Source organism: Alteromonas sp. NFXS44 (genome assembly GCF_040148705.1).
In the GTDB taxonomy this organism is placed as follows: Bacteria; Pseudomonadota; Gammaproteobacteria; order Enterobacterales; family Alteromonadaceae; genus Alteromonas.
Genome location: NZ_JAGDEA010000009.1, coordinates 35197 through 58544 on the forward strand (window position 1 = coordinate 35197; position 23348 = coordinate 58544).

At 49.2% G+C, this 23348-nt stretch carries 22 protein-coding genes and 1 other annotated feature; of the genes, 9 read left to right on the forward strand and 13 right to left on the reverse strand.

Features of this window, described 5'->3' with window-relative positions:
• The 11 genes from J3369_RS13435 to J3369_RS13485 form a co-directional block, all read right to left on the reverse strand.
• Complete coding sequence (locus J3369_RS13435; RefSeq protein ID WP_502877452.1) at positions 1 to 999, reverse strand: lytic murein transglycosylase; 999 nt, start codon at positions 997 to 999, stop codon at positions 1 to 3.
• On the reverse strand, positions 999 to 1295 hold the full coding sequence (locus J3369_RS13440; protein ID WP_303575399.1) for a YcgL domain-containing protein: 297 nt from the start codon (positions 1293 to 1295) through the stop codon (positions 999 to 1001). Before J3369_RS13440 ends, J3369_RS13435 begins: the two co-directional genes overlap by 1 nt.
• A gap of 20 nt (positions 1296 to 1315) precedes the next feature.
• Entirely contained in the window at positions 1316 to 2476 is a 1161-nt protein-coding gene (rnd, locus tag J3369_RS13445) for a ribonuclease D (RefSeq protein WP_502877453.1), read from the reverse strand.
• Between the two features lie 63 nt (positions 2477 to 2539).
• Positions 2540 to 4192 carry a long-chain-fatty-acid--CoA ligase FadD gene (gene fadD / locus J3369_RS13450; protein WP_349587747.1) on the reverse strand — a complete coding sequence of 551 codons (1653 nt, stop codon included), beginning with the start codon at positions 4190 to 4192 and terminating at the stop codon, positions 2540 to 2542.
• A gap of 123 nt (positions 4193 to 4315) precedes the next feature.
• Complete coding sequence (locus J3369_RS13455; protein WP_349587749.1) at positions 4316 to 5155, reverse strand: alpha/beta fold hydrolase; 840 nt, start codon at positions 5153 to 5155, stop codon at positions 4316 to 4318.
• 83 nt (positions 5156 to 5238) lie between these two features.
• Entirely contained in the window at positions 5239 to 5967 is a 729-nt protein-coding gene (locus tag J3369_RS13460; RefSeq protein ID WP_232373368.1) for a Slp family lipoprotein, read from the reverse strand.
• Between the two features lie 126 nt (positions 5968 to 6093).
• Complete coding sequence (locus J3369_RS13465) at positions 6094 to 6399, reverse strand: hypothetical protein (RefSeq protein ID WP_303575407.1); 306 nt, start codon at positions 6397 to 6399, stop codon at positions 6094 to 6096.
• A 138-nt stretch (positions 6400 to 6537) separates the two neighbouring features.
• A complete protein-coding gene (gene tsaB, locus J3369_RS13470; RefSeq protein WP_349587752.1) occupies positions 6538 to 7212 on the reverse strand; it encodes a tRNA (adenosine(37)-N6)-threonylcarbamoyltransferase complex dimerization subunit type 1 TsaB in 675 nt (224 codons plus the stop codon).
• A gap of 11 nt (positions 7213 to 7223) precedes the next feature.
• Positions 7224 to 9137: a DNA repair helicase YoaA gene (gene yoaA, locus J3369_RS13475; protein ID WP_349587755.1), complete on the reverse strand. Its 1914-nt coding sequence runs from the start codon at positions 9135 to 9137 to the stop codon at positions 7224 to 7226.
• A 95-nt stretch (positions 9138 to 9232) separates the two neighbouring features.
• The gene (locus J3369_RS13480; RefSeq protein ID WP_349587758.1) at positions 9233 to 10540 is read right to left on the reverse strand and encodes an alpha-amylase family glycosyl hydrolase; all 1308 of its coding nucleotides are present in this window, start codon (positions 10538 to 10540) and stop codon (positions 9233 to 9235) included.
• 69 nt (positions 10541 to 10609) lie between these two features.
• Positions 10610 to 11509, reverse strand: coding sequence for a sulfite exporter TauE/SafE family protein (locus J3369_RS13485; RefSeq protein ID WP_303575413.1), 900 nt, complete (start codon positions 11507 to 11509; stop codon positions 10610 to 10612).
• Positions 11510 to 11648: 139 nt separating this feature from the next.
• Here J3369_RS13485 and J3369_RS13490 point away from each other — a divergent pair, with 139 nt between their 5' ends.
• The 8 genes from J3369_RS13490 (at position 11649) to arsB (ending at position 18726) form a co-directional block, all read left to right on the forward strand.
• The gene (locus J3369_RS13490; RefSeq protein WP_349587762.1) at positions 11649 to 12539 is read left to right on the forward strand and encodes a TraB/GumN family protein; all 891 of its coding nucleotides are present in this window, start codon (positions 11649 to 11651) and stop codon (positions 12537 to 12539) included.
• A 189-nt stretch (positions 12540 to 12728) separates the two neighbouring features.
• Positions 12729 to 14648 carry a methyl-accepting chemotaxis protein gene (locus tag J3369_RS13495; RefSeq protein ID WP_349587765.1) on the forward strand — a complete coding sequence of 640 codons (1920 nt, stop codon included), beginning with the start codon at positions 12729 to 12731 and terminating at the stop codon, positions 14646 to 14648.
• A gap of 227 nt (positions 14649 to 14875) precedes the next feature.
• Positions 14876 to 15442 (forward strand): lipid-binding SYLF domain-containing protein, encoded by a 567-nt coding sequence (locus J3369_RS13500; RefSeq protein WP_303575479.1) that lies wholly within the window; start codon positions 14876 to 14878, stop codon positions 15440 to 15442.
• A gap of 26 nt (positions 15443 to 15468) precedes the next feature.
• Positions 15469 to 16005, forward strand: a complete 537-nt coding sequence (locus tag J3369_RS13505; RefSeq protein WP_349587767.1) for a nucleotidyltransferase family protein — start codon at positions 15469 to 15471, stop codon at positions 16003 to 16005.
• 125 nt (positions 16006 to 16130) lie between these two features.
• Positions 16131 to 16469, forward strand: coding sequence for a metalloregulator ArsR/SmtB family transcription factor (locus J3369_RS13510; protein ID WP_303575419.1), 339 nt, complete (start codon positions 16131 to 16133; stop codon positions 16467 to 16469).
• Between the two features lie 21 nt (positions 16470 to 16490).
• Positions 16491 to 16964, forward strand: a complete 474-nt coding sequence (locus J3369_RS13515) for an arsenate reductase ArsC (RefSeq protein ID WP_349587770.1) — start codon at positions 16491 to 16493, stop codon at positions 16962 to 16964.
• Complete coding sequence (gene arsH, locus J3369_RS13520; RefSeq protein WP_349587773.1) at positions 16964 to 17710, forward strand: arsenical resistance protein ArsH; 747 nt, start codon at positions 16964 to 16966, stop codon at positions 17708 to 17710. Before J3369_RS13515 ends, arsH begins: the two co-directional genes overlap by 1 nt.
• Positions 17710 to 18726: an ACR3 family arsenite efflux transporter gene (gene arsB, locus J3369_RS13525; RefSeq protein WP_349587776.1), complete on the forward strand. Its 1017-nt coding sequence runs from the start codon at positions 17710 to 17712 to the stop codon at positions 18724 to 18726. Before arsH ends, arsB begins: the two co-directional genes overlap by 1 nt.
• A gap of 166 nt (positions 18727 to 18892) precedes the next feature.
• On the opposite strand, the gene J3369_RS13530 is transcribed toward arsB, so the two are convergent.
• Both J3369_RS13530 and J3369_RS13535 read right to left on the reverse strand, forming a co-directional pair.
• Positions 18893 to 21610, reverse strand: a complete 2718-nt coding sequence (locus J3369_RS13530) for a M16 family metallopeptidase (protein WP_349587778.1) — start codon at positions 21608 to 21610, stop codon at positions 18893 to 18895.
• A gap of 109 nt (positions 21611 to 21719) precedes the next feature.
• Positions 21720 to 22043, reverse strand: a complete 324-nt coding sequence (locus tag J3369_RS13535; protein WP_349587781.1) for a hypothetical protein — start codon at positions 22041 to 22043, stop codon at positions 21720 to 21722.
• Positions 22044 to 22277: 234 nt separating this feature from the next.
• Positions 22278 to 22394 (forward strand) — a sequence feature (His leader region).
• A gap of 46 nt (positions 22395 to 22440) precedes the next feature.
• Here J3369_RS13535 and hisG point away from each other — a divergent pair.
• Positions 22441 to 23343, forward strand: coding sequence for an ATP phosphoribosyltransferase (gene hisG / locus J3369_RS13540; RefSeq protein ID WP_119501875.1), 903 nt, complete (start codon positions 22441 to 22443; stop codon positions 23341 to 23343).
• Positions 23344 to 23348: the final 5 nt, after the last annotated feature.

Genomic DNA, 23348 nt, shown 5'->3' on the forward strand with positions numbered 1-23348 from the left:
TTATTCCCCTTTGCTGATCCGGTCTGCCAGATAACTGACCGACACGCCGAAATACGATGAACGGTTCCACTTCATCAGCGTATGAAAATTATTATAGACAAGGTATAAACGGCCATCGATGCCGTCCGGCATGATAAGAGAGGCTTTGATACCGGCAGCAGGTAAGTCTGATAAATCAAATTTACGTACGCCCCTTTCCTGCCATACTGTTAACGGCACGAAATCTTCTTTTGCAAAGCCTGAATGTGCACCGTCATAACCGTCAACGAACTTAACCTGCCGGCCCCAGGTATAGTCATCGTCCCACCCTTCGCTGGCAAGAAAATTAGCGATAGAGGCAAACACATCTGCCGGCGTAGTCCAGATGTCTTTTCTGCCGTCACCGTCATAATCCTCGGCATAATTTAAAAAAGACACGGGCATAAACTGACTCTGGCCCATCGCACCGGCCCAGGAGCCTTTCAGCGCTTCAATACCGATATGACCATCACGGATGATATCCAGTGCAGCATAGAACTGCTTTTTGAACATCGCTTCACGACGCCCTTCATAGGCTAAAGACAGCACTGCAGGGAACACCGGATAGTTGCCCTGGATTTTACCGAAGTTAGACTCATTACCCCATAAAGCGACAATAAAGCGGGGCTGAACACCATATTTGCTGCCGATTTCATCCAGCAGAGACTGATGCTCACGATACAGGGTAATTGCCTGCTTGACCTTCCAGTCCGGCACGCGGGTAGCCAGATAATCATCCAGCGTGATTTTTTTCTCCGGCTGATTTTTATCTGCCTTTACAACGGTGGGACGAAATGTGGCAGTATCCAGCGCTTTGTCCACCAGTTCTGCCGTATAGCCTTTTTCCAATGCTTCCTGCTTCAGAGACTGTAACCAGACTTTAAATCCTGCTTCGTTTTTTTCTTCTGCTGAAACCGGAAAAGCCAGCATTAAAAAAACGGTGAACAATACAACAGGGCTGACTGAGAACAATGCCTTCATCACCGTTTTTCATCCACATGGGGCGTCAGACCAAGCTCTGTGCGGTGAGCGGCCAGCATGTCTTCCGCTTTTGGCGGCATTTGCAGATAAAAGCCTTTTTCTTTCAGCGCAACTTCCAGATCAGCTTTACTGACACCGGCAAGCTGCGGCCGTTTATCCAGGGAAATCAACATCACCAGTTCCGGCGTGCCAAATTTCTCCATCAGTATTTCCGGTACATCACCGAAAGCATTTTTGCCGGGCACGTATAAGTACATGCCTTCTTTCCGGCGGGTTTTATAAATTGCACAAAGCATATTCAATCCTGCATTATTTCTTAACGGGTGAAAGCCAGCGGCCCTAATAATGAGGCCAGCCCCTTTTCCAGCAGAGGACGGCGCCAGCCACTCAGCAGATCAGGCAGAAGCCCCTGCACGCGGGTTTCATCCAGTTCAAACCATTGCCATTTTAACAGCTGATTGATTTGTTTTTTAGAGGCCACAACGTCCTCTGACACGCCCTGCTCTGCGGCAACCATTGCACACAGGCGCTTAATAGCCGCCAGATGCTTTTTATATTCGGGATAGTCAATCAGCCTGCGCATACGGGGTAATTGTTTGTCTACGGGGGTATCTTCAAAAAGGGATTTCGCTTCAGCCACCAGGGCGGTAAGCGTTTCACCGTAACGACGGAGGGTTTGCGGCTGCAACCCTTCGATACGACTCAGCGCAGTGCGGCTTAACGGCATTTTTACTGCCATATCGAAAAGCTGACTTTCTCTGACCACAAAGTTGAGGGCCAGATTTTTTTCACGGGCAACCTTAAGCCGCCAGCCTGCAAGATGGCGAAACACCGTGAGTTGTTCAGGATTAAGCCGCCAGGTATTTTTCAGCACAAGGTAGGCCTGCTCAAGAGGAATTTGTGCAGCCTTCTTTTCTCCCAGTGCAGCAATTTCCTGCGTTACCCAATCAAATTTACCGGCAGCTTCGATTTGTTCTTTCAGTTGTAAGTACACAGGTAAAAGATACAGCACATCATTGGCGGCATACACCAGCTGACTTTCCCGTAACGGTCTTGCCAGCCAGTCAGTGCGGGACTCCCCTTTGTCCAGCACTACGTCACTCATCAGTTCCACCAGCCGTGCATAACCCAGGGTTGCGCCCATGCCAAGCACACTTGCTGCAAATTGAGTATCGAATACCGGCGCAGGTATTACACCGAATGCTGCCAGAAATGTTTCCAGATCTTCTGAGCATGAATGCAGCACTTTGATCACATCCGGATTTGTCATTAATGCCACAAACGGGCTTAAATCATTAATCGCCAGCGGATCGATAAGTACCAGTTGCTCACCGTCGAACAACTGCAATAGTCCCAGCTGCGGCGTCAGGGTACGGGTACGAACGAATTCAGTATCTATGGCAACTGCTTCAGCGGCAGAAGCCTTATCACACACAGCTTTCAGCGCAATTTCGTCGGTTATTAAGGTATATTTCATCATAAAAAAACAGCCGGCAATGATGCCGGCTGTCCCAATTAGTTGCGTAAAGTCACGGTGAACTCAGTCCCTCAGTTCTCTACGCAGAATTTTGCCTACATTGGTTTTTGGCAGTTCGTCTTTAAAGACAACGTGTTTCGGCACTTTATAGCCGGTGAGGTGCTTACGACAATGTGCAATAACCGTTTCAGCGGTCAGGCTCTTGTCCTTAGCAACTACAAATAACTTCACGACTTCACCACTGACTTCGTGAGGCACACCGATAGCAGCCGCTTCCACCACATCATCATGCATGGCAGCCACTTCTTCAATCTCATTCGGGAACACATTGAAGCCGGAGACCAGGATCATATCTTTTTTACGGTCAACAATATAGAAGTAACCTTCATTGTCTGACTTCGCAATATCCCCTGTTGCCAGCCAGCCATCTTTAAGAATTTCTTCTGTAGCTTCGGGACGGTTCAGATAGCCCTTCATGACCTGCGGCCCTTTGACCCACATTTCACCGGCTTCACCTAAGGGCACATCATTGCCGTTATCATCCAGCAGACGGATTTCTGTGGAAGGTACCGGCATACCGATAGCGCCTTTATAAGCCTTAATGGTAGGTGAATTAACCGCCACCACCGGCGAACACTCAGTCAGGCCGTAACCCTCAAGCAGTACCGTGCCGGTGACTTTTTGCCAGCGTTCAGCCACAGGACGCTGCACGGCCATACCGCCCCCCAGACCGAACTTAAAACCGGAGAAATCAAGTTCACTGAATCCCGGTGTATTAAGCAGGCCGTTAAACAGGGTGTTCACCCCGGGTAAAATGGCAAATTTGTGCTTCGACAACTCTTTCACAAAACCCGGCATGTCTCTCGGGTTGGTAATAAGCAGGTTCGGACAACCAAATTTAAGGAACAACAGGCAGTTCGCCAGTAATGCAAAGATGTGATACAGCGGTAATGCAGTAACAACGACATCTTCACCGGGCTCAATGACGATTTCGAGAATACCCGATACCTGTTCCAGGTTTGCAATCATATTACGGTGTGTCAGCATCGCCCCTTTCGATACGCCTGTTGTACCGCCGGTATATTGTAAAAATGCCAGGTCGTCCCCTGTTATCTCAGGACGCTTATAAGTGTGACTGGCGCCGGCTTTCACTGCTGACATGAACGACTCAGCTTGTGGCAGAGAAAACTCCGGCACCATCTTTTTCACGTGCTTCACCGCCAGGTTTACTATCCAGCGCTTAGGAGCCGGTAACATATCCCCTAACGCCGTGCGCAGTACTTTTTTCACCGGTGTATCAGCAATCACACTTTCCAGCGTGGCAGCAAAGTTATCGACAATAACAATGGCTTTGGCATTGGCATCGTTTAACTGGTGCTTTAATTCGCGGGCGGTATAAAGCGGGTTCACGTTAATGACAGTGAGTCCGGCCCGTAATACGCCGAACATAGCAACAGGGTATTGCAACAAATTTGGCATCATGATGGCGACAGCATCGCCACGCTCTAAGCCACTATTTTGCAGATAAGCCGCAAACTGAGCAGACAACACGTCCAGCTCATTGAAAGTCATGCTGTGACCCATATTCATGTAAGCGGTTTTATCGCCCCAGGTCGTTACAGACTGTTCAAAAATATCTACGATAGAGGCATATCGATCAGGGTTAATTTCTGCCGAAACACTTGGGTCGTAATGCTCAAGCCAAATTTTTTCCACACACCCTCCGGTAACTTTTATTTTTATATTTGCAAAAAAGCACAAACTTTAACCAATATTTCACAACTGGTCTGATTTCTTCCGTATATTATAGGATGATAAAGAAAAGATAAACGCCACTATTTACAATTGCTCAACAAATTGACGAATTTCGCAGCCGATTTCGTCTGTTTTTTCCATATGAATGTGATGGCCGCCGGCAAAAGTTTTACACTGACTGTGACTAAACCAGTTGTGCCTTTTCGCATAAACCTGCTCAACCTTTTTAAAGCTGCTGTCCGCGGCCAGAAACAATACCGGACATTCTATGCTTCGCATGAACGATTCTGCCTGTGGCTCAGTCAGCCGCAGGGTAGATTTTGTGCGTACGCGGGGGTCGCTCGCCCAGAAACAATGGCCGGATGCATCCTGCGTCAGATTACGGGATAGAATTGCCCGGGCATGTTCAGGCCGGATATCAGCAACAGCGCAACGGGCTTTCACCGCAGCATCCAAATCCACCATATTCAGTTTATTTCGCCGCTTCTTATCACGACTGATGACAGACTCCCTGACCTGTTCAGCGCTTGTTTGCGGATCCAGAGTAAGCGGTCCGCAGGCATCTATGGAAATCACTGCTTTCACCTGTTCAGGAAACACAGCGGCATAAAGTGTCGCCAGAATACCGCCCAGTGAGTGACCCAGCAGGATCACATTTTCAAACTGATTCTCTTTGATGAGCGCGTATAAATCCTGCAGGAAATCAAACTGGTGGTAATGGGCACCGGCCGGCCGGTGGGCAGACTGACCGTGTCCCGGTAAATCCAGTGCGATGAAGCGGCAGGATTGCAGATAAGGCGCCAGCGGCGCCAGTGATGCTGCATTATCGAGATAGCCGTGCAAACCGATAACAACAGTTCCGGCTCCCTGATTGTCCAGTGCAGCCAGCTTGAGTTCACCGGCCTGAAATTCGGTTTCTAACATGTTTACGCCCCTCCGGATGCGGCAAAAATAAGAAAAAAGCGGCAATGAATTGCCGCTTTATAAGGAATAAACCTGCCGCCGGATTACTTCAGATTTTGTCTTGCACCGCCATTAGCCGGCGTGGAAGTTCTGGTTACCGGTCTGCTTACGCTGCTGCGGGTCGATGTTGAAGGCCGGCTGATCGTCCCCTTGTTGCCACTGCGGGTAACTGAAACCCGTACCGGCGAGACATTGGGATAAGCACTTCTGTAATACCCGCGGGAGAAACCGACGCCAAACGTATAGGGCGAATAATACGGACGGTAAAATGAATAGTAGAACGGTGAGTACCAGCCCATACGGTAGTCAAAGAACATGGGGTGTACGTAGTTCAGTGAATCCTGACGCCACATATGAAAGTTTTCACCCTTGATGCGCGGATACATGTAAGGCTGTTCACCGACCATGCCGGCAACAGGACGTTCCACAGCACCGATGAAGGTGACGGAGCGGCCTTCTTCGAAATTAATCGGATCAACAAAACCATCAAGTTCCACTTTGAAGCGGCCAATGGTTTCTTCAAACGTATTCGGACGCCCGTAGTGATTCAGAGGAAAATTGACCACTTCAACCCAGGTCTTGTTTTCCTTGTTCTCCACGCCAACGATCACACCGCCCCAACGGGCCATTTTGCCCTTCACGCCATCACCGCCGGTAACCGCTTTGTTGTAGGAGACCAGATTGGTGTCGTCCGGTACGCGGATATCTTCAGGAATAATGGTACAACCGGTTGCTAAGACTACCGCCACCAGCAGAAAAATTTTACGCAACATAAACGCCCCGGAATGCTAAAAGATAAACTTCATTAATTATGACGTTGCAAACTGAATGCAACCTGAACAATGGCCTGAAAAACGAAACTAATCGGGGTGAGCAGACCAGATTCAAGAATAAGGAGGTCAGGCGTAAATGTCTACACCGAGGAGCTGACGGATGGAATCGCGCTGTGCCTCCCGTTCAAGGCTCTGATAGGCTGCAGTGGCCTGCTGACCTTTGCCTTCCGGCTGGTCGTAACCGGTTTGCTGCTGAAATTTCTTTGCAGAGTTCAGTACATCATCAGACTGGCTGCTGCGCACCGGTTCAGGTACAACGATACCTTCAACACTTTGAACAGGTTCTTTCTGTCTGGCATCCACTTTCTCAGGCTGCTCCCGGCGGGGCGCCTGATCAGGTCTGATAATACTGAAGCCGGACTGAATTTCCACGCTGTATGAGTTCCTGTTTTTGTAATTGACGGTTAGCTGACAACGGGTTTAAGTAAGCTGTAAGCAACGCTGAGTGGCGTTTACTGAATATTTAAGCTTATTTTAGCCCGAATACAATGTCACGCAAAAAACGCACCACTATTCCCTGCCGGGAAGCTTTTTCCACGTCACTTTATCCCGCAGATAAACAGGTTCAATGTTATCCACACCGGTGGCCATGCCTCCGGCAAACATCCCTTCGCCGGGTTTCAGCATGTGCAATGCGTCGGGATACAGTACTTGCGGTGGCTCATCACCAAACTGCTTAAGTTCATCATAGGCCATCCAGCCGGTTCCGGCACGGGCAAAATCTCCGGAGAGCAGCGTTGCAGCGTGTTCGGGCGGACATACCTGCTCTTCACCGGTTAACTCAGCCTGACCGTTTACATTAGAAAATTGTGCAAAGTACACTTCACCCATGCGCGCATCAATGGCGCAGGCAATACGGCAGGCACCCTGCGTATCTATTACCTGCTGTGCCATCGCGGTAAGGGTGCTGACACCTGCGACTTCCAGGCCCGTGCCCAGAGCCAGTCCCTGAATCATGCCGGTGGCAATGCGAACGCCGGTGAAACTGCCGGGCCCGCGACCGTAAACCAGCCCGCCGGTGTCTGTTAAGCTCACACCGGCTTCTTTCATTACCTCATCAACCATAGGTAACAATCGCTGACTATGTTGCTGCGGACAAATTTCGAAACGGTGAGAAATACCGTTTTCGGTTTTCACCGCAACAGAGCAGGCTTCAGTAGCGGTATCAATGGCAAGTAAAATCATAAAACTCCGGGCTATTTAATCGCTTGCAGAAACGATTCAACTTTGTCCAGCGAACGTGTTCTCTGCATATCAGGTAAACTTGATACAAATGTTTGTGCATAGGGTTTGGTCACCAGACGGTTATCACAAATAACCAGTACGCCTTTGTCGGTGGGATCACGGATAAGCCGTCCCGCCCCCTGCTTTAACGTAATGACTGCCTGCGGGATCTGAATTGCAGCGAAGGGATTTGCTCCCCGCTTTTTCACATCTTCCATGCGCGCCTGTAACAGCGGATCATCCGGTGAAGCAAAAGGCAGTTTATCAATCATCACGCATATAAGGTCATTGCCACGAACATCAACCCCTTCCCAGAACGCACCGGTCCCGAGCAACACCGCACTTTCATCTGCCAGATAAGCATCCAGCAGTGCCTGCTTTGTCGTGGTTCCCTGCACCAGCAGCTTGTTAGGTACCTCAAACTCCAGCCTTTTAGCGATTTCACGGAGCATGGCGTGGCTGGTGAAAAGCAAGAAACAGCGGCCTTTACTGGCCTTAATCAGACGTTTCGCCGTTTCGAACAACGTGTCTTTCATGGCAAAACTGTTCGGCTCCGGCAGGAACCTCGGCACACAGAGCATTGCCTGCTCTTTGTAGTTAAACGGACTTTCCAGTTCCAGAGTTTTGGCGTCGTCCAGTCCCATCCGTTTCTGGAAGTGGGTAAAGCCGCCATCGACAGTTAAGGTTGCAGATGTGAAAACCCATCCCCTTGGCACGGCATTGATAAACCGGCGGAATTTCGCAGCAATGGATAACGGCGTGAGATGCAGGATAAGGTGTCTTTGCGTGGTTTCATACCACAAGCTCACGCCCTGCTGTTCAGCATCACATAACGCGTCAAGCTGTTCCCGTGTCTGCACTACCCGCTCGTAAATATTATCCAGATCTTTGTCTCTGCCAAGGTGCAGTTTGATCACTTCATGAAGCACACCGATGCCGTCTTTTAATCTGGCGACCTGAGTTTGTATGTCATCTCTGTCCAGCGCTTCGGCCCAGTTGCCTCGTTCAGGATTTTCCGGAAACAGCAGGCGCAAATCGGCTGATGCAATCCGGCATTTTTCTGCGGCTTTATCCAGCTGTTCTGCGTCTTTCAGCACTGTGCGGTAAAGCACGTTAATATCTTTTGCCAGTTCCTGTAACTGACGGCTGGACAAGGATTCACCAAAATAATCGCTGGCGATATCGGGGATTTGGTGAGCCTCATCGAAAATGATGGCATCCGCTTCAGGGATGAGCTCACCGAAGCCTGTATCCTTAAGCGCCATGTCAGCAAAAAACAGGTGATGATTGACCACAATGATATCAGCCTCCAACGCTTTGCGACGGGCTTTTACCAGATAACACTCTTCATATTCGGGACAATCACGTCCCAGGCAATTGTCTACTGTTGAGGTGATCAAGGGCAGTACTTTGGCATCTTCCGGCAACGTTTTCAGTTCGCCGGTATCACCGGTTTTGGTGGTCTCGGCCCAGCTTCTCACCGTTGAGAGCTGTCCGAGTACTTCTTTTTCCACCAGCGTGGAATTACCACCATGCTGACCCATGCGGTGCAAACACAAATAATTCGAACGGCCCTTCAATAACGCTGTTTTTCTGCGGGAGCCAAGCGCTTTTTTAACCACCGGCAAATCACGGTGGTAAAGCTGCTCCTGCAGATTTTTCGTTCCGGTAGAAATGATTGCTTTACCTTCAGCCAGCAATGCCGGACCGAGATAAGCGAAGGTTTTGCCTGTTCCTGTGCCGGCTTCAACAATCAGCGAATGCTGATTGTCCAGCGCTGACTTCACAGCCAGCGCCATGTCCGTCTGGGCGGCACGGGGAGAAAACCCCGGAATGGCCTTAGCCAGTAAACCGTCAGCAGTAAACAGGGAAGATACAGAAGGCATAAACAAACACTAAAAATTCAAAGCGCGTAGTATGCCAGAATTATCAGCTAAATGGGGGAGGAATTCACTGACCGGCCGGCCAGTTTAATTCATGTTCATATCGCCTCGTAAACACGATAGGCCCAGGGGGCCAAAATAGGCGGCTGTGCAGCATCAAGCACGATATCCTGACGGTTCAGCACGTCACGGTACTGACCGTTATACAGACCGGCATCAAAGGTGGGAGAAACGGTATCAGGGGATAAGTTAAGCAACACCAGAATTTTCTCCTTTCCCTGCATGCGCACGTAACTGAAAACCCGTTTCAGATCATTGCTGTTTACCTGCAACATGGTTGCACCGGCTTTTCCGTTCCACAATGCCTTCACGCGCTTTTTCAAACTAATCAGTTCACGGTAAAGATGGCCGATGGCATGGTCCTGCCAGTCGATGGGATCCCGTTCAAAAAAGGCCAGACGTTTGTTTTCACCCGCTTCCTGACCATTGTGAACAAGCGGCATACCTTCGCCGGTGACAGACAACACAATAGCAGCCTCCAGAGCTTGTCCGAACTGCTCATGCTGCGTGCCATCCCAGGCATTTTTGTCATGATTGCTGACGAATGTCATCCGGTAGGCTGACTCCGGCCAGCTGCGCTCGTTCCAGGAATAGTATTTTCTCAACCTGTCCAGCGATGCCCTGCCCTGAGCAATATCGTGCATAGCCTCGTTCCAGCTCCAGGCATAGGTCATATTGAATGCTTGTTCGTGAAGGTCGCGGTTCTCCCATTCAGCCAGCATGAAAACCGGTTTAATAGCATCCAGCGCGGCTCTGGCCTGAGCCCAGAAATCATTGGGTACGTAGCCGGCAACATCACAGCGAAAGCCGTCAATATCAAACCGTTCTACCCAGTAACACATTGCCTCAGTCATGTAACGGCGCAAGGCCGGCACACTGTAATCAAACTCAATAATATCGTCCCAGTCCCACCACGGTGACGGTCTGAAATTACCCTGATAATCTTTTGCATACCAGTCAGGATGTGACACGGTGAGGGGATTATCCCAGGCACTGTGATTAGGGATCCAGTCGAGAATCACCTTCATATCAAGCCGGTGAATTTCACTGACAAGTGCGGCGAAACTGTTCTCGTCTCCGAACTCGGGATTAATGGCAAAGTAATCTTTTACAGAATAGGGACTGCCCAGCGTCCCCTTGCGGTTTTTAATGCCGATGGGTTGTACCGGCATGAGATAAATGATGTCTGCTCCCAAAGCTTTGATATGCTCAAGACCTTTAATTACGCCCTGAAAATTTCCTTCAGCACTGAACTGGCGGGTATTGACCTGATAGATGACCGCGTTTTCAGACCACGCAGGTTGCGCAACCTGATAACGGTTTTGCGGTAAAAAATCTGCAGCCATAATGTTCTCCGGGCGTTAAAAATCAATCTCATAGCATTGATACGTCATTCCCGATGAAAAGTTTTCCGTTCAGAATACCGGCAATCCGCTGATCCCCAGCAGTAATACCCATAAACCGAAAAACAATTTTAATTTCTGTACGGAAAATGCCAGCACAACATATTTAGCCAGTCTGCCGCCAATGATTGCACCTGCTCCGGCAAACAGTACCACCGGCCAGACAATGGCTAAGGATTCAGTGACATGGTAAATCACCCCGCCCCATACTGAAAACGCAGTCAGCATCACAGCGACAGCAATTGCCATGGTAACGTGAAAGCCTCTCAGAATAAGAAATACAGCAACAAGCTCACCGACGCCGACAGACAACCATGCGGTTACTGCTCCGCCAACAAACGCCACCACGGGCAACAGCGCAGTTTCAGCCATGGAGAGGCTACTTCTGAACCGGGTTTTCTTTAATAACGGGATACTGGCAAAAATGACCAGAGCCAGAAAAATAGAGAAAATCCCGAAGCCCAGGTGCAAATCATTCACGTTACCCTGAATGAAAGACAACAACGGAATGCTGCCGGCAGCAAACTGTGCCATCAGGATACCGCACACCGAAGCCGGTACTGTGAGTGCCACCACCTGCGGTAACATTTGCCAGTGTTCGTTGTGCTTTTCTTTGTTTCGAAAAAACGCCCACCAGCTCAATGCACCGGCCGTCATACCGCAGCACTGAATGGCAAAACTGGTTGCCACAATGTTCTGAGGGGAAAAATCCAGATGGTGGAACACCGGCACAAAAACAACGCCGCCACCGGCCCCGGTTGCATTCGCAAACACAGCACCGATAACACCGAGTAACGCAAAAGCACTATTTTCTGCCACGATGCCAGCCGGATCCGGTTGCATAAACAACACAATAAACCAGAGGATGATCAGCGCAGAGGGAACGGAAAACTGACGGACGATACTTAACACAGACAGACTACTTATCCAGAAAATACACCGCGATGGCCTTCGCAGGTGAAAACAAACATTTGAGAATTGTACTTTTACAGCTTTAACAGTAAATTGCATAGCACATTATAAGAGGAATCGTAGCAAAGGACTCAGTATTATGCGAACAGCCTTCACAGGATTAAAAAAGGGTTTTATAGCCGCAGTGGCTTTATGGGGTATGGCCACGCCGCTCACTGCTTTCTCAGCATCCGTCTGGGAGGTGAGCAAGAACGGGAATACCGTCTATCTCGGTGGCACACTGCATATCCTCAGCCCGCAGGACTATCCGCTACCGGCAGAATATGACATCGCTTACAAAGCATCCGGTAAAGTCATATTCGAAACCGATCTGGATGCGCTGGATACGCCGGATTTCACCCGTAAAACATTGCAACTGATGACTTATCAGGACGGACGCACAATCAAAGATGATTTATCTGAAGAAACATTCAGTATGCTGTATGACTGGCTCTCTGAAAGAGGTATTCCGGTAGCTCAGGTAAGCAAGATGAAAGCATCATTCCTTGGTATTTCGCTGTCTATGCTGGAAATGCAGCGGGCAGGTTTAACCAGTCAGGGCGTCGACAAATACTTTTTCGCCCGCGCGACGGAAGACCAGAAGCCTGTGGGCTGGTTTGAAACGCCTGAGCAGCAGTTAATGATGCTGGCCGGACTGAGTGAAGGCGACGAAGATGCCTACATCCGCTACACCCTGGAAGAGTTAGAAACCATGAATGACTCACTGGAACCGATGAAGGAAAACTGGCTGACCGGTGACATGCAGGCGCTGTATAACGACAGCATGGAAAGCTTCAAAACAGACTATCCTGAGGTGTACGATGAAATGCTGACAAACAGAAATAAAGCATGGCTCCCGCACATTGAAGAGTACCTGACCACGCCGGAAACAGAGTTTGTACTGGTTGGCACCATGCATATGGCCGGTGCCGAAGGCGTTATCGCCATGCTTGAAAGTGAAGGTTATTCCGTCATTAAAGTTAATAAATAAGTATTACCCGCCGATATATGTAAGTGTGAAGATGATTTCAGACAAAATAATCATCACTGTTCTGAAATTTTAAACTACGCTTAAATCAACCAAATATACCAGTTAACCAGAGCGACCTGTATTCAGGTCGCCTCTGCTGCCGGTGCTGTCCGGAAAGTTTAAGCGTCTGACTGTTTTAACGGAGTTTGCATGTCCATAAAGCGAAGATTTCTCATCGCCATTTCCATTGTGATAGCGGTATTTACTGTCATTGTAGGCATAGTAACTTCCGTTTCCATCAAGTCTGATATTGACCATCAGATCCAGACACAAATAGATCAGACATCTAAGCGTTTGCTGGATATTTTTGCAGTCACCGATTCACTGATGAGTGAACGGGTAAAAAGCAGTATGGCGTTATTAAAGCAGCGGGGCGCAGCATTAGGAACACCCTCACAGGCTGGTGATGTGATGGTGAAAGAAACGCTTTCCACGCAGCTTTTACTGGGCGGAAAACCACAGGCAAATGATTTTACTCTGGTTGACGGACTGACCAGCATTATGGGCGGCACGGCAACATTATTCAGTCGCCGGGGTGATGACTACATCCGTGTCAGCACAAATGTGATTAAAGACGGCCAGCGCGCAACAGGCACAAAACTCGCCCCTCAGGGCAAAGCCATGGCGAAAATCAAAAATGGTGAAGCCTATTACGGTGAAGTTGATATTCTTGGCAATCCTTATCTGACCGGTTATGAACCCATGTTCGATAGCGCCAGTCAGGTTGTCGGCATCTGGTATGTGGGGTACTCCGCTGATTTAAAACTGCTGGAAGAAGCCATCGCCCGCAGTCATATACTGGAAAAAGGGTTCGTTGCCCTGCGTGATGCAAAAGGCAATGTACGTATGCATTCTTCTCACGTGAACGAAAGTGACGTCAAAGCCGCCCTCTCCGGAGACGACAAATGGAATCTTACCGTTGTGCCATTCAGCCGCTGGGGCTACGACATCTTGCTGGCGGAATCGAACAGTGAGAAAACGTCCATGCTCAGCACAGCGCTTTTCGTTTTGCTTATCAAAGTACTGGTGGCGAGTGGCATTATTCTTATCAGTCTGGTTATCCTGGTGAAACGTTATGTGGGTCAGCCTCTGGATGAGTTTAATCAGGTTGTCACCAGTTTGTCCGGCGGTGAAGGCGATCTGACTTTCCGCTTTGAAAACAAAAAGAATGATGAATTTGGCCGGATGGCACAGGCCTTCAATAAATTACTGGCACAATTACAGTCCACGTTACAAAACGTCGACAGTGCCACTCAGGCTATGCAGTCCAAATCACAGGTGCTGAACAGAACAGCCTCCAACGCACAGAAAACCGTGAAATCCTTATCTGACGAAACCAGTGCGATTACCAGTGCCATCACTGAGCTGCAACAAAGCGCAGAAGCCGTCTCAGTAAATATTCATCATGCCAGCGATGCTGCAAATGCGGCCGACGCTGACACCCGTAACAGCGTTAATGTGCTGAAAGCGACTATCAAAGACATAGAGAAGCAGGCCCGGGAAGTGGATGCCTCTGTACAGGTAATTACCGATCTGGCCCGCTCCAGTGAGGAAATCAGTGGTGTCATGGATGTTATCCGCAATATTGCCGAACAAACCAATTTGCTGGCTCTGAATGCTGCCATTGAGGCCGCTCGTGCCGGTGAACAGGGCCGGGGCTTTGCGGTGGTCGCAGATGAAGTTCGCTCACTGGCAAGCCGTACCCAGAGCTCTACAGAAGAAATCCGCGTCATGATTGAACGCCTGCAACAAGGCAGCCGCGATGCGTCTGAGCGCATGCAGTCGAATAAAGACAATGCATTTGCTACCGTGGAAGTGACACAAAAAGCCGGAGAGACGTTACAAAAAGCCCTGTCCGCCGTCGCAACCATTACTTCCCTGAATCAGGAAACCGCATCAATGGCCACACAGCAGGCCGCAGTATCGCAGGATGTATCCAAACGACTGAATAGCATTCAGCAGGTTGGTAGTGAAAATGAGCAACATGCCCGCGAGGTATCTGATAACTGTGAAGCACTGGTTGAGCAGATTGAACAAATGCGGGAGCAACTGAGACGTTACCGCTTCTGATGATCAAGTTTGGCGCAATTTGCGGACGAGTGTCTGTAAATTGCGCCATCGCTCCCTTTTCTTCCCCGCAACACTCTTCCCGAATCAAACATAACACATTGAATAAAAAGACTTTGTAAAACTAAGCACGCTAATTGCTTTGTTCTGTCAGATCTGAAGTTGCTTATTGCCTTGTCTGCATTCAGACAGGTTCTTACAGGAGTAATAGCATGATAAATCTGATTAGAATGATAAAAACCAAACGTATTGTGTTCGCTGCCGGTGTACTGATGCTGGTATCAGGCTGCGCTTCCATGGGCAGTGGCACAGTTGCTGAAAAACGGGACGCCATACTAACCATGCAGGATGTGGCGCTGGCGAAACTCTACAAAGAAAAACCCGATGTAAAAGCGCAAATAGAAACAGCGCCCGGCTATGCCGTTTTCAGCAATGCGAATGTGAATATTATCTTTGTTTCAGCCGGCACAGGTTATGGTGTGGTTAACAACAACACAACCGGCCACCAGACATACATGAATATGGCCGAGGGCGGTGTGGGACTGGGGATCGGAGCAAAAGATTACCGCATTGTGCTGGTGTTTCATTCTCAAAAAGCCATTAACTACTTTATTGAAAACGGCTGGACCGCAGGGGGTAACGCAGATGCCACTGCAAAGGCTGGTCAAAAAGGCATGTCGGTTGAAGGTGAAGGTTATTTAGGTGATATTACCGTTTACACAATGACGGAATCCGGTCTTGCTCTGCAGGCCTCGGTAAAAGGCACCAAATTCTGGCCAGACAAACAACTCAACTAAATGAAACAGCGCTGCGCGATTTAACCGTGCAGCTATTAAAGGATGATCCGTTACGGTATGCAGCTCTGCAAGCCGTAGCGGCCTTATCGTTACCGGACTGCTGGATTGGCGCCGGATTCATCAGAAACCTCATCTGGGATCACACTCACCGCCGCAGCATCCCCACTCCCCTTAATGACGTGGATGTGGTGTACTTCGAAAGTGACAACGTTTCAGCCGAAGCCGAAACCGTGCACACGGGCCGGTTGAATAGCATTATGCCGGCACTGAACTGGGAAGTCCGTAATCAGGCACGCATGCATGACAAACATGGACGCCCGCCATTCAGCAATACCCCGGATGCGGTTTCACACTGGGTTGAAATTGAAACCACTGTAGCAGCCAGACTTCAAAACGAAAATATCGAAATATTCAGTGCTTATGGATTAAGTCACAACTACAACAATACCATCACCCGCAACCCGCTGGCAGCGCAGGCAACCTTTGATTTACGGGTAGAAAATAAATCGTGGCTGGCTGAGTGGCCGGCGTTGAAAGTGCAACACGGGCAGATTCAGCGGTAACGTCTTTTCGCGCCCTTGCCCTTCCTCTCTTTCTTTCCCCGGTTAAATCTTCACAACACTGTCATTGACTCTCACTTCAAAATATGTGAAATTTCACATATGTATTATTTCACATATATCAGTTTATGAATGCACTGCAACTGTTTAAATGTCTGGCCGACGACACCCGGCTCAAATCCGTTGTGCTTATCAACACGTTTGGTGAAGCCTGTGTGTGCGAGCTGATGGAAACACTGAAATTGGATCAGCCCAAGACATCCCGTCACCTGGCATCACTACGCAAATGCAACATTTTGCTGGATGAACGCCGAGGCAAATGGGTGTACTACCGCCTTCATCCCGAACTGCCGGCATGGGCAAAATCTGTGATTGCCAGCGCCAGCGAAAGTAACAGCGAAGACCTCGAAGCGTTGTTGGCGACTTTTAAGCAATGCCAGCTTAACGGCAACGATTGTTGTAATTAAATTTTTAACCGGAACACACTTATGAAAATTCTGTTTATCTGCACCCACAACCGGTGCCGGAGTATCCTTAGCGAAGCCATCACCAACCAGATTGGCCGCGGCATCATTGAAGCTCGCAGCGCCGGCAGCCAGCCGGTGGGTGAAGTACACCCGCTGTCTGTGAAATATCTGGAGGAATCCGGCTACAGTACATCAGGCTTGCAAAGCCAGTCATGGGACGAATTCGAAGACTTTAGCGCCGATGTTGTCATTACGGTATGTGACTCAGCAGCGGGTGAGACCTGCCCGGTCTGGTTCGGTAACAGTGTAAAAGTTCACTGGGGCCTGTCAGATCCATCGAAGGAAAGTGGTACCACTGAAGAGATCCGCACAGCGTTTTTAAGCTGCATCCGCATCATTGAAGAAAGAGCAAAACAGTTGCTAACCATTGCTGAAAAAGCAGGCGATACTGAAGCTCTGCGCAAGGCTCTCACGGATTCAGGAGTGCAACACTGATGTCAAAAGAGTCCGGGGCATCCCCTGCTTCTGATTTGCCCAATATCGATACTTCACACTGGCAAACACCGGTTTTTGATGCCTGTTTGCCGGGCTTGTCTGAACATAAGCCGCGAATATTACTTCTATACGGTTCCCTGCGTGATCGTTCGTTCAGTCGCCTTGCTGTAGAAGAAGCCGCCCGTTTGCTTACCGCCATGGGGGCGGAAACACGTATTTTTAATCCGGAAGGTTTACCGCAAGCCGACACCGGAGATGAACATCATCCGAAAGTGAAAGAACTTCGTGAATTAATGATGTGGTCAGAAGGTCAGGTGTGGTGCTCGCCGGAGCGTCACGGTGCCATGACCAGCATTTTCAAAAGTCAGATAGACTGGGTGCCGTTAAGTATCGGCGGCGTCCGCCCTACTCAGGGTAAAACGCTGGCGCTGATGCAGGTCTGCGGTGGTTCGCAGTCATTTAATACGGTCAATCAGATGCGAATTCTGGGTCGCTGGATGCGTATGGTTACCATACCTAATCAGTCGTCGGTACCCAAAGCCTTCCTCGAATTTGAAGAAGACGGCCGTATGAAACCTTCCCCGTTCTACAACCGCATCGTGGATGTGATGGAAGAGTTAATGAAATTCACCCTGCTGCTTCGTGGCAATAAAGACTTTTTTGTCGATCGCTATTCTGAGCGGGTGGAAAGTGCAGAGGCACTGAGCAAACGCGTTAATCAAAAATCGATTCAGGATATTGAATAATGGGATTATTTGAACGTTTCCTCTCTGTCTGGGTTGCACTTGCCATTGTTACAGGCTTGCTTGCAGGCAGTTTGTTTCCGGATCTGTTTGCTACTGTAGCAGGGCTTGAATATGCACATGTTAATCTGGTTATCGCCGTACTCATCTGGCTGATGATTTACCCGATGATGGTGCAGGTAGATTTCACCTCGGTTAAAGATGTAGGAAAGAAACCCAAAGGCCTGGTTCTTACCCTTATCATCAACTGGTTGCTTAAGCCTTTTTCTATGGCTTTTCTGGGCTGGCTGTTCTTTAAAGGCATCTTTGCAGACTGGGTCGACCCGCAAACAGCGGGCGAATACATAGCCGGTATGATCTTACTGGGTGTGGCTCCCTGCACCGCCATGGTGTTTGTATGGAGTCAGCTCACAAAGGGTGATGCCAACTATACCCTCGTGCAGGTGTCCGTGAACGATATCATCATGATTTTCGCCTTTGCGCCGTTAGCGGCATTTCTGCTGGGCGTTACCGATATTACTGTTCCCTGGAACACGTTGCTGTTATCTGTCGTGCTGTACGTTGTGATCCCTCTTGTGGCCGGTGTGATTACACGAAAAGTACTGGACAGTAAGGACAACCATCAGCGCCTGACACAATTTCTTGCCACCATGAAGCCCTGGTCAATTATCGGGTTGCTGGCTACCGTCGTACTGCTATTCGGCTTTCAGTCTGAAACTATCATTGCAGATCCGCAGGCCATTGTATTAATTGCCATCCCGTTGCTTATCCAGACCTACGGTATTTTCTTTCTGGCTTACTGGCTGGCTAAGCGCATGGGATTGCCCCACAATGTTGCCGCCCCGGCATGCATGATTGGCACGTCAAACTTCTTTGAACTGGCTGTTGCCGTGGCAATTTCTTTGTTTGGTCTCCACTCGGGAGCCGCACTGGCTACTGTAGTCGGCGTGCTGGTTGAAGTGCCGGTGATGCTGTCGTTGGTAGGTTTTGCAAACAGAACGCGGCACTGGTTTAACTAACTAATACGTGGCGCTACCCGCTATTGTGAATAACAAAAAGGCCCGCTCTTTACAGAGCGGGCCTTTCGTTTTTAATTCAGAGCGTTTACGTTCCGAGCGTTTAATTTCATAGCGCTTAATTTCAGAGCGCTTCCGGGGCACCACCGGTTTGTTGCCGGACGGGAGCTTACTCTATTTCCAGCATCACCACTTTACCTATTGTCTCCAGTTCGTCCTTGTAAAGTGCAGCGTCACCCACAATCAGATAAATGACATTATCAGTAGTGAACAAACCGGACTGCGCCTTGACGTCTTCCAGGGTGAGCTTGTCATACTCCTGCTGTAATAACATAGGATAGTTGAGCGGCTTACCCTCTTTCAGACTGGACTCAATTTCTGACAGCACACTACCGTTTGTTTCAAATAAACCCGGTAACTTACGAATTTCAGTCGTAACGGTTTCGGTCAGCTCCGTTTCTGTTGCCGGATTATCACCATTGTATTCTTTCATCTCGCGGTCTATTTCGTTAACCGATTCGACGGTTTTGTCACTCTGTACCGGCGCGTACACAAACCACGGACGCTGCCCCAATGTTGTCATCGCAAGGCTGCGTGCACCGTAAGCCCAGCCTTTATCTTCCCGCAAATTCATATTCAGGCGGGCGGTGAATTTACCGCCTACTATGGCATTAGCCGTTTCGATAGCCAGTGTGTTTTTATCTGATACAGGCGGGATAAGTTTACCGGCCAGTATAAGCGACTGGGGAGAATCAGGCCGGTCGGCGAGGTAGAACGTACGGCCCTTCACCTGCGGCACATCAGCAATGCGCTTTTCTCCGGCTTTGCCACTCACAGTCCAGTCACCCAGACTGTCATTCAACATGGACTGGAGTGCTGATTTTTCGATGTCACCCACTACAATGATTTTCGCATTGTCCGGGCGTATCCAGGTGCTATGAAAGTCCTTGAGTATTTTGGTGGAAATTTCACTGACCGACTCATTGGTACCGGAACCTGTCAGCGGCATACCGTATGGATGATCTTTTCCATACAGCAAGGGCGGCAATTCCCGGAACGCCAGCTGTACCGGCTGAGATTTTTCCTGAGCAATATCCGACAGCCAGATCGGCTTCAGTTTTTCCAGATCGCCATCCCGCATGGCCGGATTTTTCACCACGCTGCTGAACAGTGACAATGCAGGTTTTAAATTCGCGGTAAGGGATTGTAAATGTGCATAAGAACTGTCCAGCGAGCCGCCAAAATAGCTGGCAGCGCCCAGCATGTCCATTTTCGTTTTGTAAGCTTCACCATCAATTTTACCGGAGCCCTCTTCCAGCATGCGCATGGTCATTGATGATGAACCCAATGGATAGCCATACGCGTCGGCGGCATAACCACTGTCGAACACGATACGCAGAGATACATCAGGCACGGCATCACGCTTAACAAAATAGACCGGCAACCCGTTATCCAGGGTAAATTCCTCTGCCTCAGGGAACGACAGCACGGGCATTTCTGTCACTTCCGGTAATGCAGAGCGGTCGGCCCCTTCTGTACTTGCTGCATAGTTCGGAAACGGGCGGACAATCAACTGATGATAAGGAAGATCGAGCCATTTTTTAGCGACAGTATTGAGCTGCTTTGGTGTGGCCTCTGAATAGCGTTTCAGGCTTTTCATATAATGGTCTGAATCGCCGGCATATAACTCGCCTTCGGCCAGAACGTTAGCCTTTCCACCAAAGCCACCAATCTTCTCCATCCCGCGTATAGTGCGGGAAAGCGTGCGCATCCGCGCCCCTTCCAGTTCCTGCTTACTTACCGGTTTGGCAAGCAGAGCGGCAATTTCTTCATCAATGATCGCAGACACTTTATCTTCATCAGCATTTGCACCGAGCGTCACTTCGAGGGTAAAGATACTTGCCAGCGTATGCTCTTCTAAATACGCATCAATACCGGTTGCCAGCTTTTCTTTTTCCACCAGGCGCTGATACAGGCGTGAGGTTTTGCCTTCTCCCATCACTTTGGCCAGCAAATTCATTGCTTCAGTATCATCATCTACCCTTCCGGCTACCGGCCAGACCCGGTAGATGCGTTCAGCCGCCACCTTGTCGAACAATTCCTCATAGCTGTTGGAGTCTTTAACCGGCACATAGGATTTCAGACGTTTTAAAGGTGGTCCGGGAGGAATATCACCAAAATAATGCTCCACTTTCTGCTTTGCCACTTCGGGCGTGATATCGCCGGCGAGGACAATAACAGTATTGGCAGCACCATAGTATTGCTCAAACCAGGCTTTTACGTCATCCAAACTGGCCGCATTCAAATCTTCCATGGAGCCGATGGTACTCCAGCGATACGGGTGTCCTTCAGGAAAAATCCCCTCCAGCAAACTGTATTCAGCTTTACGGTACGGCGTGTTGTCGCCCTGACGTTTTTCGTTCTGTACCACGCCACGCTGGTTATCCAGCTTTTCCTGTGTGATGGCGCCGAGCAGATGCCCCATGCGATCAGATTCCATCCACAACGCAAGGTCAACGGCGGTAGACGGGACATTCTGGAAGTAGTTGGTGCGGTCAAACCAGGTGGTACCGTTCATATCGGTGGCGCCTACCTGGTCAAAGGGCTTGAAGTATTCGCCGTCGTAGTTTTCAGAGCCGTTAAACATAAGGTGTTCAAACAGGTGAGCGAAGCCGGTTTTACCGGGTTTCTCATCTTTAGACCCCACGTTATACCAAACAGAGACCGCGACAATGGGCGCTTTGTGATCTTCGTGGACCAGTAACGTCAGGCCATTGTCCAGTTGATACCGGGTGTGCGGGATAGCCAGATCGTCAACGTTTAAAGACGCAGCATTCAGGCAGGTATGCGTAATTGCCATCGCAATCAGCAGCAGTGATTTCTTCATAATATCTGTCCGTAGTATTTATTGTTAGTTCTCCTGTATCACCGGCGCAAGCCCTACAGGTTAATTTTCATACTAGCGGATATTTACCGGAACACCAGACAAAATTGGATCAGATATAGATATCTAAATGCTTTATTTTACTGTCTTTATTGTCTGGAGAGAGCTCCTGACTGCTGTCTGCCTCGTGTCCGGAACTGACCGGCTGACTTTCTTTAGCATTTTCAGCTTGTTGACCTCCTTTATCATCCTGATGATGCCCGCTGTCACGTTGTTGTTTTTCAGCCACACGACGCTCCTCGTCGTGCTCATAACGCTCATCTTCACCCAGGCCTTTGGTTTCCGCTTCCTTACTGACTTTCTTTACGCGGTCATCCGGTTTAACCGGCACCTTGCCCTCTCTCGGCAGAATAGGAAAAATAAGGTCGTTGCTCACCCTCGCCTCCACGTAAATAAAAACACGCCATTATTCGCATTTTTGATGACATTTATTTCACTGTCGCAGGTTTTATCCCGTTTCAAACAGTAAGATATAACTTATGACCAAACATTTAGTATAATAATTCCCTTATTATGGCCTTTTGGGGTTGATTTAGATAACTCAATTAGCTACTGTTTGCCGCGTCAAAAAGATTGGAAACGAATTTTACATGTTTAATTGCGCTGCTAACCATCACCACCATCATAAGGCATAACCTTTCAGGTTCGTGCTGGAAGGTCTATTGTTCCTTCCAGTGGCGCAGATAAAAAATTCTCGACCCCCGGAAGGAAACTTCCGGGGGTTTTTCGTTTAAGCAGCTTCAAATCAGGTTCACACAAAGAGGAATGTTCACATGGGTGACAGCAAACGTCTGCGTATTGCAGTTCAGAAATCAGGCCGTCTCAGCGATGACAGCATCGCGCTGCTAAAAGCGATTGGTATTAAATTATACATCCGTGACCGCCTTCTCATCGCCCATTCCACTAATGAGCCTATCGATTTACTGCGCGTACGTGACGACGATATTCCGGGACTGGTCATGGACGGCATTGTCGACCTGGGTTTTATCGGCGAAAACGAATTAGAAGAGAAAATGCTGGAACGTCAGGCGGCCGGCAAAGCGTCTGATTTTGAAGTACTGCGTCGTCTGGATTACGGTGGTTGCCGTTTGTCTATCGCGGTACCGCAGGAAATGAAATACGAAGGCATTCAGTCCCTGGAAGGTAAAAAGGTAGCAACGACTTATCCTTACCTGCTTGAGCGTTATTTCAAAGAAAATAATATCAATGCCCGCGCTGTGATGCTGACCGGCTCAGTAGAAGTTGCTCCCCGCGCCGGTGTGGCCGATGCGATTTGTGACCTGGTTTCAACCGGTGCCACACTGGAGGCTAACGGTCTTGTGGAAGAAGACGTTATTTTCCGTTCAAAAGCGGTACTGATCCAACGTGCTGACGGTGCGCTTTCAGAACAGAAACAAGCGCTGGTGAATCGTCTGGTTCCGCGTATCGATGGCGTAATTCAGGCCAAAGAAAGTAAATACATTATGCTGCACGCACCGAAAGCTTACCTGGAACAAGTAAAGAGTTTACTACCAGGCGCTGAGAACCCTACGGTACTGCCTCTTGCCGGTTCTGACGATGCGGTAGCGGTACACGTGGTCAGCCCTGAAGACTTATTCTGGGAAACCATGGAAAAGCTTAAATCCTTAGGTTGTCGTTCTATTCTGGTTATGCCAATTGAAAAAATGATGGGTTAATGTGC